Source organism: Caproicibacter sp. BJN0012 (assembly GCF_035986805.1).
Taxonomy (GTDB): domain Bacteria; phylum Bacillota; class Clostridia; order Oscillospirales; family Acutalibacteraceae; genus Caproicibacter.
Map to the genome: position 1 here is coordinate 2,205,871 of NZ_CP142518.1, position 13,033 is coordinate 2,218,903.

Annotated in this window: 11 protein-coding genes; 9 read left to right on the forward strand and 2 right to left on the reverse strand. The window is 55.1% G+C overall.

What is annotated here, in order from left to right; genetic code table 11:
• Positions 1-77 precede the first annotated feature (77 nt).
• The 9 genes from VA597_RS10650 (at position 78) to VA597_RS10690 (ending at position 11,335) form a co-directional block, all read left to right on the forward strand.
• A complete protein-coding gene (locus VA597_RS10650; RefSeq protein WP_128742782.1) occupies positions 78-1,481 on the forward strand; it encodes a Sapep family Mn(2+)-dependent dipeptidase in 1,404 nt (467 codons plus the stop codon).
• Between the two features lie 393 nt (positions 1,482-1,874).
• The gene (locus VA597_RS10655; protein ID WP_326974558.1) at positions 1,875-3,473 is read left to right on the forward strand and encodes an ABC transporter substrate-binding protein; all 1,599 of its coding nucleotides are present in this window, start codon (positions 1,875-1,877) and stop codon (positions 3,471-3,473) included.
• A 96-nt stretch (positions 3,474-3,569) separates the two neighbouring features.
• Positions 3,570-4,502 carry an ABC transporter permease gene (locus VA597_RS10660; protein ID WP_128742784.1) on the forward strand — a complete coding sequence of 311 codons (933 nt, stop codon included), beginning with the start codon at positions 3,570-3,572 and terminating at the stop codon, positions 4,500-4,502.
• Complete coding sequence (locus VA597_RS10665; RefSeq protein ID WP_128742785.1) at positions 4,502-5,416, forward strand: ABC transporter permease; 915 nt, start codon at positions 4,502-4,504, stop codon at positions 5,414-5,416. The genes VA597_RS10660 and VA597_RS10665 overlap by 1 nt, the downstream gene beginning before the upstream one ends.
• A gap of 14 nt (positions 5,417-5,430) precedes the next feature.
• Positions 5,431-6,420, forward strand: coding sequence for an ABC transporter ATP-binding protein (locus VA597_RS10670; RefSeq protein ID WP_128742786.1), 990 nt, complete (start codon positions 5,431-5,433; stop codon positions 6,418-6,420).
• Positions 6,420-7,436, forward strand: a complete 1,017-nt coding sequence (locus tag VA597_RS10675; RefSeq protein ID WP_128742787.1) for an ABC transporter ATP-binding protein — start codon at positions 6,420-6,422, stop codon at positions 7,434-7,436. Before VA597_RS10670 ends, VA597_RS10675 begins: the two co-directional genes overlap by 1 nt.
• Entirely contained in the window at positions 7,433-8,509 is a 1,077-nt protein-coding gene (locus VA597_RS10680) for a mandelate racemase/muconate lactonizing enzyme family protein (protein WP_128742788.1), read from the forward strand. Before VA597_RS10675 ends, VA597_RS10680 begins: the two co-directional genes overlap by 4 nt.
• A gap of 13 nt (positions 8,510-8,522) precedes the next feature.
• Positions 8,523-9,920 (forward strand): serine hydrolase domain-containing protein, encoded by a 1,398-nt coding sequence (locus VA597_RS10685; protein WP_326974559.1) that lies wholly within the window; start codon positions 8,523-8,525, stop codon positions 9,918-9,920.
• A gap of 47 nt (positions 9,921-9,967) precedes the next feature.
• A complete protein-coding gene (locus VA597_RS10690) occupies positions 9,968-11,335 on the forward strand; it encodes a transglutaminase-like domain-containing protein (RefSeq protein WP_128742790.1) in 1,368 nt (455 codons plus the stop codon).
• Positions 11,336-11,693: 358 nt separating this feature from the next.
• Here VA597_RS10690 and VA597_RS10695 read toward each other — a convergent pair whose 3' ends face one another.
• Positions 11,694-12,458 (reverse strand): IclR family transcriptional regulator, encoded by a 765-nt coding sequence (locus VA597_RS10695; RefSeq protein ID WP_128742791.1) that lies wholly within the window; start codon positions 12,456-12,458, stop codon positions 11,694-11,696.
• A gap of 16 nt (positions 12,459-12,474) precedes the next feature.
• Positions 12,475-12,984 carry a MaoC family dehydratase gene (locus VA597_RS10700; protein ID WP_128742792.1) on the reverse strand — a complete coding sequence of 170 codons (510 nt, stop codon included), beginning with the start codon at positions 12,982-12,984 and terminating at the stop codon, positions 12,475-12,477.
• Positions 12,985-13,033 lie beyond the last annotated feature (49 nt).

Consider the following 13,033-nt stretch of genomic DNA (forward strand, 5'->3'; position numbering starts at 1 on the left):
AGAAGCACCGGCTGTGATAAAATAACTGCGTGAAAAATCATTTCCATCAATTTTGGATTAGGTAAGGAGCGGCACAAATGGATCAAAAGCGAATTGAAAATTATTTCAGCGAACATGAAAAGGAAATGCTCCGCGACATCTGCACGCTGGTTCGAATCCCAAGCGACAAAGGCGAAGCGAAAGAAGGCATGCCCTACGGCGAGGGCCCGGCAAAGGCAATGGAGGCCGCGGCAAAGCTCGCGGAAAGCCATCGTTTTTCCGTCGGCCGTCACGGAAACCGCGTGATCACGATAGACCTGAACGGCAAGCCCCGCCAGCTGGACATTCTCGCACATCTGGACGTCGTCCCGGGCGGGAACGGCTGGACCGTCACGCAGCCCTTCGAGCCTCTTCTGAAGGGCGGAAGGCTTTACGGCCGCGGTGCCGCGGATGACAAGGGCCCGGCTGTCGCGGCTCTTTATGCGATGATGGCCGTGCGCGACCTCGGCGTGCCGCTGACCAAAAACGCGCGTTTGGTGCTCGGTGGGGACGAGGAGTGCGGAAGCTCCGACATGGCCTATTATTATCAGCATGAGCCGGAAGCCCCCATGACTTTTTCTCCGGATGCGGCCTTCCCGGTCATCAATATTGAAAAGGGACGCTTCGGCACCTGGGTAAAAGCAGGTTGGGAAGAAGCCTTCTCCCTGCCGCGCATTGTTTCGGCACACGGCGGCGTCAAAAACAACGTGGTCCCGGACACCGCGGAAGCCGTGCTGGAGGGCATCGCGGCGGCGGAGGCCTCCGCGTGCGCGCGGCGGTCCGAGGAAAAAACCGGCGTGAAGTTCGAGCTTCGTGGACAAGGGGAAACGATCCGCGTTACGGCGCACGGCAGCTGTGCGCACGCTTCCACTCCGGGGGGCGGAAACAACGCGGTCACCGGGCTGATCACTTTTTTGACCGGCCTGCCTCTGCCGAAATCGGAAAGCCTGCGCGCCCTTCGCTCGCTGAACGCTCTGTTCCCGCACGGCGACTGGTCCGGCACAGCCGCGGGAGTTGCCATGCGGGACGAAATCTCAGGGGATCTGACTCTGGCCCTCGACCTGTTTGAATACGGTCCAACCGGATTGAAGGCTTATTTCGACGGCCGCACGCCGGTTTGCGCAACCAACGAAAATTTGCGCGACAAGTTTTTCGCGCGCGCCGCGGAACTCGGCCTGAACGTTGAAAAGACCGAAGTGTCGCCGGCCCATCACGTACCGGCGGATTCGCCGTTCGTCCGCACGCTGCTCCGCTGCTATGAGCAGTATTCCGGCCGGAAGGGAGAATGCGTCGCGATCGGCGGGGGAACCTACTGCCATCACTTGAAAAACGGGGTCGGCTTCGGCTGTTCGATGCCCGGAACAGAGAACCGTATGCACGGAGCGGATGAATTCGCCGTTGTGAAAGAGCTCCTGCTCGGCGCTGAGATTTTCGCACAGGCCATCATCGATCTTTGCTCATAAACAGACACTTCTTCCAAACATTCTTTCCAAACGACAGTTCGAGCCCCCGTTGTTGGATCGCGATAAAACGCCGCCTGGGATTACGCCCAAACGGCGTTTTGTCGCAATCGCGAAGAATTTTTCACGGCGAACAATATCGCTTTAAAACAAAAAGTAGTCTCTTTGATATACTTTTATAAGATTGATTTGCAGGTTTGATTAAAATATGAATCATTTTCACAGCAAAATGCTCTGAATTTAAAAGAAAAAATTAATAAATTAAATAAATCATCTTTTTCTTGTGCATTTCAAAATTATATAGTATAATGTTTGGTAAACTTACGAAAAAAGATTTTGGGTGTCGAAACGGGACATATTCCCACTGTCTTATCTCGTATCAAGGAGGTTATTTTTGTGAAAAAGGGATTGCAAGTATTGTTATCCGCAAGTTTGATCATCGGTCTGCTTGCGGGCTGTGGAAGCGGCGCGCAAACTGCTCCGGCTTCTTCGTCGGCAGGAGGATCGTCCACGGCTTCCGCCGGAACCAAAACCATCCGCATTGCGGCCGTGGATCCGCAGGTACCGCTTGATATGCAGCAGAATACATACAGCATTATCATGCGCCTAACGGATAATGTTGCCGAATCTCTCATTTCCTCTCAAAAAGACGGCTCGCTGGCCCCGCTTCTTCTAGACCAGATGCCTACGCTTTCCGAGGACAAGCTGACCTATTCCTTCACTCTGAAATCCGTGAAATTTCACGACGGAACGACGCTGGCCAGCAGCGATGTCAAGTACTCCCTGGAACGCCTGGTGAAGGAAGAGAAGATGGCCAGCCTGATGGCGTATGTCGCGGGTTACGATGCGATGGAAAGCGGCAAAGCTACCGAGCTTTCCGGCATCAAGGTCGTCGACGACACCCACTTTACCATCACGCTGTCAAAACCGTATTCGCCGTTCCTCTCGGTCCTGTCCACTCCCTACGCGGCGATTTACCCCAAAGCCGCCTGCGAAGCCGCCGGAGATACCTGGGGCCTCAAGACGCTGATCGGAACCGGCCCGTTCAAGCTGGACAGCTACACCGCCGGTTCCGGAGCCGAGTTCTCCAAATTCAGCGACTATCACGGCGGGGCGCCGAAAATCGATAAAATCAGCTACAAGTTTATCGAAGACCCCAACACCCAGGTTCTGGAATATCAGAAGGGCAACGTGGATTTTGTCGACCTTGACAACTCCCTCTACCCGGTGTACTCCAGCAACGCCGCTCTGAAAGATCAGATTCACAGCTTCCAGCAGGCCGGCGGTTATTATTTCAATTTTAATGTTAAGACGATCAAGGACCCGAAGGTCCGCGAGGCAATCTCTCTGGCCATCGACCGCAAATCCATTTGCGACAGCGTCCTTCACGGTACGGCATCGGTTCCCACGTCCTTCATTCCGGCCAGTCTGACCGGCCACGATTCCAGCGCGCAGGCTTTTGCCTACGACCCGGCGAAGGCAAAGTCCCTGCTGGCCAGCGCCGGCTATGCAAGCGGCTATAATCTGCGCGTAACGGTCAACACGAAAAGCAACCTCGGCAAATCCATCGCCACCGCATTCCAGCAGGAAGCCAAGGCGGCCGGCATCAATGTGACGGTCGAACCCGTGGATTCCGCCGCATGGTCCGACATGAAAAAGAACGGCGGCATGGACTGCAGCGTCAGCAACTGGTACGTGGACTATAACGACCCGGACAGCATGCTGTATCCGGTCAGCGACAACCGTGCCGATCTGGTTTCCAGCTTCTGGCACAACGCCCAGTTTAAACAGCTGATGGAAGACGGGGTTAAGACCGACGACAGCGCGGCAAGACAGAAAATTTACGTACAGGCCGAAAATATACTGACCCGCCAGGATTTTGCAATTGCGCCCCTGATTAACGAGACCAAGTTCTATCTGCTGAATCCGAAGGTAACCGGCTTTGAAATCAATTCCGACAACCGCATGGATTTCTCAAAAGCCGACATCGGCTGACAGGGAAAGCCGGTTTCTGAAATAGCAGGCAATTTCAATGGCTATGGCATTCCAATTGCGATGCCATAGCCAAATTCCGTTTGAAGGGGGAATTTCATGGTTTCCTACATATCCAAAAGAATCGTCCAGACCGCCGTGGTCCTGCTCGGAATCAGCCTGGTAACGTTTCTCCTTCTCCAGGTCGTGCCGGGCGATCCCGTTTCGCTGATGCTGGACCGCCGCGCCGACCCCGCGACCATCGCGTCGGTGAGGCATCAGCTCGGCCTGGATGTTTCGCTTCCGCAGCAGTACCTGAATTTTGTCAACGGTGTGATCCACATGGATCTTGGCAATTCCTACTTTACGAAGGAACCCGTCCTTTTCGCTCTGAACCGCGCGTTTCATGTCACGCTGAAGCTGGCGTCCCTTTCCTTTGTGTTTGCCGTCGTGATCGGCATTTCCTGCGGCATGATTGCCGCGCTTTATCGCGGCAAAGCGCTTGATTCCTCCCTGATGACGCTTTCGATCGTCGGCGTTTCGGCGCCCTCGTTCTGGATCGCCATTATTCTTCAGATTATTTTCGGACTGAAGCTGAACCTTCTGCCGATTTCCGGGTTCGACACCCCGGCGGCTTACATCCTGCCGAGCATCGCGCTGGGGACCCGCTACGCCGGGAGCATTGCGCGCATCACGCGCACCAGCATGCTGGACGTCATTAAGCAGGATTACATCCGCACGGCGCGCGCAAAGGGCGCCAAGCGGAAGGCTGTGATCATCCACCATGCGATGAAAAACGCGATGATCCCAATCATCACGCTGGTCGGGACCGAGCTTGGCAACATGCTGACGGGATCGATGCTGATCGAGAAGGTCTTTTCCATTCCCGGCATCGGCAAGCTTGCGGTCGATTCCATGAGCAACCGGGACCTTCCCCTGCTGGAGGGAACCGTCATGTATATTGCTCTGGTCTTTGTCGCGGTCAACCTCCTGGTCGATATTTCCTACGCATTCATCGATCCGAGAATCCGCTACGGGAAGGGGGCCGCGTGATGAAGAAATTCTTTTCCTTTTTCAGCAAACAGAAGAAGTTTGAAGAAGACGTCCTGAGCGGCAAAATGGAATATTCCAGCTATTATAAAGACAGCCTGAGGCGCTTTCGAAAGAATAAAGCGGCCATGCTGTGCCTTGCCGTCATCTTTCTTTTGATTCTGGTCGCGATTTTTGCGCGGGTCGTGGCCCCGTTCGATCCGGATTATCAGGATTACGCATCCGTCCTCGCCCGGCCAAGCTCAAAACACCTGCTCGGCGCCGACGAATACGGGCGCGACATCCTGTCGCGCATCATTTACGGCACAAGGGTCTCGCTCAGCATCGGGATCTTCGCGCAGCTTCTGGCTTCGGTGGTCGGCGTCACGCTCGGTGCCATCGCCGGATATTTCGGCGGAGTCGTGGACTCCATCATTTCCCGCGTGATGGAAATTTTCTCGGCGTTCCCCGACCTCATCTTTGCCATGGCCATCATGACTTTCATGGGCAAAAGCATTCTGAACCTTTACATCGCCCTCGGGCTGCTGACCTGGGTGCGCACGGCGCGCATGATCCGCGGCTCCGTGATTCAGCTGAAGGAAAAGGAATACGTGGAGGCCAGCCGGGCCAGCGGCGGCACCTCCTTCCGGATCATTGTGAAGCACCTGATTCCCAACTGCCTCTCCACCATTATCGTTCTGGTCACGCTGGGAATCCCGAATGCGATCATGTACGAGGCGTCCCTGAGCTTTCTGGGGCTTGGCATTCAGCCTCCCACGCCGAGCTGGGGAAACATGATCAGCGCGGCGCAGGCCGTAATCGGCTTCCTGCCCATTTACAGCATCATGCCGGGCGTCGCGATCATGATCACCGTTATCGCCTTCAACATTTTCGGCGACGGCCTGCGCGATGCGCTGGATCCCAAGCTTCGCACCTGAAAAGAGGGAGAAAAATGAAAAACGAAGCACTGCTGGAAGTGAAAAATCTGAGGACCTATTTCCATACGGACGCGGGGATCGTCAAATCCGTCGACGATGTCTCCTTCCGGGTCGAAAAGGGCAAAACCCTTGGCATCGTTGGGGAATCCGGGTGCGGAAAGAGCATCACTTCCCTCTCCGTCATGAGGCTGATCGAAACGCCTCCGGGGAAAATCGAAGGCGGAGAGATCTTATTTGAGGGAGAAAACCTTCTGGATAAAACGGAAGACGAGATGAGACAGATCCGCGGCAAGAAGATCGCGATGATTTTCCAGGAGCCGATGACTTCCCTCAACCCGGTTTACACCGTTGGCAAACAGATCACGGAGGCCCTGCTGCTGCATGAAAAGATCAGCAAGCGCGAGGCGAAAGCGCGCGCGGTTGAAATGCTGAAGCTAGTGCGGATTCCGCTGCCGGAAAAACGCTTTTACGAATACCCGCACCAGCTTTCGGGCGGCATGAGGCAGCGGGTGATGATTGCCATGGCCCTTTCCTGCAACCCGCAGCTTCTGATCTGCGACGAGCCGACAACCGCGCTGGACGTCACCATTCAGGCACAGATTCTGGAGTTGATCAATGAGCTGAAGGAAAAGACGGGTTCCTCCATCATTATGATCACGCATGACCTTGGGGTCATCTCCGAAGTGGCGGACGACGTCATGGTCATGTACGCCGGCAAGGTGGTGGAACAGGCCACCACGGACGAGATTTTCGAGAGGCCGCTTCATCCGTACACCATCGGGCTCATGGCCTGCATCCCCAAGCTGAACCAGGATGTCGAAACCCTGCGGACGATTCCGGGAATGGTGCCCGGTTTCGACGACATGCCCAGGGGCTGCGCTTTCTGCCCCCGCTGTTCCATGGCAAAAAAAATCTGCGGGGAAAAAATGCCCGGCCTGACCGACGTGGACGGACGGAAGGTCCGATGCTTCCGGTATACGAACGAATGGAAGGAGGAAGCATAATGGACCCGGAAAAAAAGAGTTCGGGCGAACCGATTCTGAAGGTATCCCATCTGAAAAAATGGTTTTCCGGCAAAAGCTCCCCGTTCTCCGGCAAAAAAGAATTCATAAAGGCGGTGGATGACGTCAGTTTCGAACTGAACGCCGGCGAGACGCTCGGCGTCGTCGGGGAATCGGGATGCGGCAAATCCACCATGGGGCGCTCCGCGCTTCGCCTGATTGAGCCTTCCGGCGGAGAAATTATCTTCGAGGGCCGGGACCTGATGCGGCTCAGGGGAAAAGAGCTTCGGAACGTGAGAAGCAAAATGCAGATCATCTTTCAGGACCCCTACGCTTCCCTGAATCCGCGCATGACCATCGGCGAGGTGATTGCGGAACCGCTGGAAATCCAGCTTCATCTGAACAGGGAAGAGACGAGGAACCGCGTCCTGGAGACGATGAAGAGGGTCGGCCTGAACACCAGGTATTACAACCGCTATCCGCACGAGTTTTCCGGCGGTCAGCGGCAGCGAATCGGGATTGCGCGCGCCATCGTCCTTCAGCCGGACGTCATCGTCTGCGACGAGCCGGTTTCGGCCCTGGACGTTTCCATCCAGGCGCAGGTGATCAACCTTTTAAAGGAACTGCAGAAAGAGATGGGGATGGCCTATTTGTTCATCTCCCACGACCTGAGCGTGATCAAGCATATTTCCGACCGGATTATCGTCATGTATTTGGGACACATTGTGGAATCGGCCCGAAAAGAGGATCTTTACGACCGCCCGCTTCACCCCTACACAACCGCGCTGCTTTCCGCCATACCGGTTCCGGACCGCAGGGAGAAACGGAAGAAAATCATCCTTGAAGGGGATCTGCCAAGCCCGGCCGATCCGCCGTCTGGCTGCGTGTTCCACACCCGCTGCTACCGGGCGCAGCCCATCTGCAGTGAAAAGGCGCCGGAATTTAAAGATTACGGCAATGGGCACTGCTGCGCGTGTCATTTCTGCAACCGTGAAAATGAGGAGGAAAAGACAAGATGAAAATTACCAACATAAAAGTACGGACGATGGAGGTTCCTCTGGCTGAACCGTTCCATATTTCACTCGGAGCGATCACTCACACGAAAAGCGCCATTGTTTCGGTGGAGACGGACGAAGGAAATGTCGGATACGGCGAAGGCTCCCCCGGAATCCTGATCACCGGCGAAAATCTGGCCGGCACGGCGCAGGGAATCGAACTCATGAAGGAAGACCTGATCGGGCTCGATCCGACCGATCTGGAAGTAATGCACAGCACGATGAACCGCTCTCAGGCACACGCCCCCAGCGTAAAGGCCGCCATCGACATCGCCTGCTACGATCTGCTGGGCCAGAAGGCGGGGCTTCCGGTGTACCGGCTTTTGGGCGGGTTCGGCAACTCCATCGAGACGGATATCACGATTGGAATCGACCGGCCCGAAACCATGGCGGCCAAGGCGAAAGGATGGGTGGAAAAGGGGTTTCGCACCATCAAAACCAAGGTGGGAACCGGGGCGGACGAAGACATTGCGCGCGTCGGGGCAATTCGCGAAGCAGTGGGTCCCGATGTAAAAATCCGCGTTGACGCAAACCAGGGCTGGTCCGCGAAAGAGGCGGTCCGCATCATTGAGCGTTTGAATCAGTATGATCTTGAGCTGGTGGAACAGCCGGTGCCCTATCACGACATCGCGGGTCTGGAATATGTTACGAAGCATACCGACGTGCTGATCATGGCGGACGAAAGCTGCTTTACGTCAGCCGACGCACTTCGCCTTGTCGAGCGCCGCGCGGTTGACGTAGTCAACATCAAGCTGATGAAATGCGGCGGCATCCGGGAAGCGCTGAAAATCAACGACATCTGCGAAGCCGCCGGAATTCCATGCATGCTCGGCTGCATGGTTGAAGAGACCAATGTCGGCGTGACCGCCGCGGCAAGCCTGGGAGCCGCCTTAAAGAACATCACCCGCGCGGACCTCGACTGCACGTTCAGCCTGAGCAGGCTTCCCCTCCGGGGCGGGATGCAGATCGAAAAAGCAAACCGCCTGGTTCTGCCGGAGAAGCCCGGATTTGGATTTCTGGGTCTTACAGAGGATTGATCTCATGAACCATATGCCAAATGATTTTCAGGACAAATTCGAGCGGCTGACGGCGCGGGTGCTGGACTCCGGCCGCGCCGTCGGGCTTGCGGCCGCGGTTGTCGGCAAGCATGGAGAGCCTCTTTACGAGGGCTTCTTCGGGTATCGCGACCGGGAAAAGATGCTGCCGGTGAACCGAGACACCATCTTCGGCCTGGCCTCGGTTACCAAGTCCTTTACAAGCCTTTCGATGCTTCAGTTGGCGGAAAAGGGAATCGTCCGTCCGGACGACCCCGTCAGCCGCTACATCCCCTCTTTTACCGGAAAAAATCGGACTGAGCCCGTCCGGTTGCGGCACCTCCTCTGCCACAGCGGCGGTTATTTCCCCCTTCCCCGCATCCTGATCGATCGGGTCGCTGAAAAGATCGGTGCCATAGAGGAACGGGACGGGGATTTTGCCTATCTCCGTTCCCTTGCCGACGAGGGGGTCCGGCTGGTGGCGGAACGTTTGGACGCGCAGACCGATTTCATCGGCAGGCCGGGAGAACGGTTCAGCTACTGCAACGACGGCTACGCCCTTCTTTCCGATATCATTCGGACGCAGGGGGACTGCGCATCCTTCGCCGAATACCTTGAGAAGCACATTCTGCAGCCTCTCGGCATGTCGCGGAGCGGCTGCAGTTTTGTCGGACCCGCGCGGGATGAAAACGCAAGCGTCCTTTACAGCTGGCAGGGCGACGGCTCGCTGCGGGCCGACCGCGACTACCATAACAACGCTTTTGTCCTGAACGGCGGCGGAGCGATGAAATCGACGATTGCGGATCTTTCCAAATACATCTGCATGTATCTGAACCACGGTACCGGTTTAAGCGGCGCAAAGATCGCGAGCCGGTACTCGATCCGTGAAATGTGCAAACCGCGTCAGTATGCATCGCCGGAGGCCTACTATTGCTATGGGCTGGAAGAAAGCAGAGTCGGGCCGTTCCTGGCGCATGGGCACGGCGGAAGCCTGCCGGGCGTTTCCTCGCATTTTCTGTGGTCGGACGACGGTGAAGTCGGGGTTGCCGTCCTCTGCAACACGATGGATGTCCCCGTCGGATATCTTGCAAAAGCAGCCCTGAGCATGTATTACGGGGAGGAGCCGGAAGAGCGGAGGATCGAATATCCCGTCCGCCCATGGTCCGGCGAGTGGATCGGAAAGGTCGGCGGGGATTACCGTTCCGGAGAAGGAGACACATTTACCCTTTATGAAAAAGACGGGAGCCTTGGAATGCGCCTGAACGGAAAGGAGCTTTCCGCCGTGCCGGTCAGCCCGGATAAGGCGCTGGTGAGGAAGCCTTTTGGCGATACTTTTCTTCAGATCTTTTCCGACGAAGAGCGCGGGGTCTGGGGCGCCCAATACGGGAGCCGCATTTTCCCCAAACGCGGCTGATCTTTGCCCCGCCGCCGAGAAAAATCGACGGCAAAGGAGGAATAAGCGTGTATTCTGATTTACAGTATCTGACCGTCCCCCTGCCGGAAGACATTCAGAAAATGAAAGGGCACGGGGATTTTGAGCTTTTACAAAAAATAATTGACCGGAGGCTGAAGACGGATCTTCCGCTCGCCCTGAGAAAGAGGCTTGAGTTGGAAAAGGAGATCCTTTTGCGCATCCCGGAGGACTATCCCTATTCCTGGGAGGAAGCGGAGGACATGCTGCGCCGGAACCTGAAAGATTTCCGGAATGGGGAGCTGGAAACCTTTTGGGAGGACAATGCGGCGGAATGGATTTATGTAAACGGCAAAGTCCGTTTCCACAGGCTTTTTCTGGACAATCTGTTTAAGACGCGCCCGGCCTTGGCGGGCCGCAATCTTTTCCCGGAAAGCCAGGCAGGGAGAACAAAAAACTTTCAGCTTCTGGATTCCGTCATCGCAAAAATGAAGAAAAACGGCCGGCTGAATTACTCTTTTCACATTCGAAGCACGATCCGGATCGCGGAAGAGGCACAGAGGATCGGGGAGAAAATCCAGGTTCATCTGCCGATTCCGGTCGAATACGCGCAGGTTGAAAACTTCCATCTCCTCTCCGCCTCTCCGGGCCCTGTGGAAATTGCGCCCAAAGAGTATCCGCAGCGGACCGTCTGCTTTGAAACCGTTCTGAAAAAGGGCATGGAATTTTCCGTCGAATACGAATTTGAAAACCACATGATCTACCGGGAGCTGGATTTCGGAAAAGTGCTGGACGCACAGCCGGCTTTTTACACGGAAGAACTTCTTCCGCACATTCATTTCACCCCTTATCTCCGCTCGCTTGCGGAAGAAATCGTCGGGGAGGAAAAGAATCCGCTGCTCAAAGCGCGTAAAATCTACAATTTTATCACTTCCCGCGTGATGTATTCCTTTGTCCGGAGCTACAGCACCATTGACGACCTTACTTCCTATGCCGCATCCGGGCTCAAGGGGGACTGCGGGATCCAGGCTCTGCTGTTCATCACCCTTTGCCGGATCTCCGGGATCCCGGCCCGTTGGCAGTCAGGCCTGTATGCGACGCCGTACGATGTGGGCAACCATGACTGGGCACAGTTTTATATCGCGCCCTACGGCTGGCTGTTCGCGGATTGCTCGTTCGGCGGGACCGCCTTCCGAAACGGGGCGCCGGAACGCCGTGAATTCTATTTTGGTCATCTGGACCCGTTCCGAATCCCCGCAGCCTCAGAATTTCAGCATGAGTTTTCCATGCCGACCGGACATTTTCGCAGCGACCCATACGATAATCAGGACGGCGAGGTCGCCTATGCCGGCGGGCACCTGCGCAGCGGGCAATTTACAACGGTCCACGAGGCATTGGAAATCAGAGAGATTCTCTAATCGCCGGTCAGATGTCCCGGTGAGCCGGAACATCTCCGCTTGTCGAAGGGCCCATCCGACGCGCAAGCAAAGGATGGGTCCCCTCTGAAACTTACAACTCCGGACTACTATGCCAGGCTGCAAAAAGCTTAAGCTATGGACAGAAAAAATCCTTCCTGTTTTTAAGGCTGCGGTCGACCAACCTCAGCCTTAAAACAGGAAGGATTTTTAGCATATTAGCATAAAAGAAAAAGACATCGAAACAAACATGCGGAATAAAAGCAAAAGCCGGAGCCCATCCGTGCTGGTAAGCATTTATTATGGCGCAGTTCTCCGAAAAATAAATTTATTACCGTAAAGAGGAAATAAGCGACTTTGATTATGGGCAGTAGCCCAGCAGGCAGGAGATTCTTCCCGCTGTTTTCTTGACCTCGGCGATCATCATTTCGCGTTCCTTTTTCATCCGGTAGTTAGGGCCGGCTATGCTGACCGCCGCAATAACCTTCTGGTCCAGGCCATAAACCGGCGCGCCGAAGCACATAAGGCCGGCCTCAATCTCGCCGTTGTCCATGGCATAACCGTCGAGTTTCGCGCGGATCAGCTGTTCGCGCAGCTGATTTGGGTCCGTAATGGTCTTCGGGGTCATAGGTTTGACCGCAGTAATCCAATCATAATATTCGTTGAGATATTCTTCACTCTGCGCGGCCAGCATAACCTTCCCGGAACTGGAAGCGTAAGCGGGCTCCCGGCTGCCGATCTTGGTGGTGCATGCCACGGAACGATGCGTTTCGACGATATCCAGATAGACGATATCATGACCTAAAAGAATGCTCAAGTTAATGGTTTCTTCCACTGTGGCAGAGAGACGCTCCAGTTCGGGGCGGGCAATGCTCCGCAGATCAGACTGTCCCAAAATGGCACTGGAGAGCAGGAGAAGCCTGGGGCCGACATGGTAGCTTTTTCGGACCGGGTCCTGCTCCAGATACTGGCGCTCCATCAGCGTGGAAATCTGGCGGAAAACGGTCGTTGTCGGCATATGCAATGTATCGACCAGAGCCTTGAGCGTCCACTCGGTTTTATTATCCATGAAACATTCCAAAACTTGCAGCGCACGTAAAATGCTGGATACTTTCTCTCTTGCCATAAGCAACAACCCTTCATTAGGATATTACAAAATTCTCAGGATGACGATATTTTACCGTTTGTATATGCTCGCAGTAAAGAACCAGTTCGCCTTTCTCCTTGAACACCTCGTAGCTTGCCCGGTATACACCCATGTCCTTATATTTCGGCGTTTTCTCAAGATCGGTTTTTATCGTATAGATAGTGTCGCCGATAAATACCGGTTTTATAAAACGCAGTTGGTCGTAACCATAGCTGAAAGCGTTCACGCAGTTGGTGGCCACCAGTCCCAGGCCAAGGCTGAACACCATGGCGCCCGCCACAAGCCGGCGGCCGAAGATGCCTTCGTTTTTTGCGAACAGTTCGTCAGCCACATACGGGTGGTAGTCCATGACCATACCATTGAAAAGCATGCATTCGCCTTCGCTGATGGTGCGGCGGATGGAACGGATCCGTCTGCCGATCTTTATGTCCTCAAAAAACCAGTTTTCCGCATTCCAGATCGGAATTTCCTTATGCTTCGACGCGTCCGGGTTTGGATTTTCCATATTCCTGTTTCTCCTTTTATTGTTTTGTCAGCCCGGTTCATTATGGCCA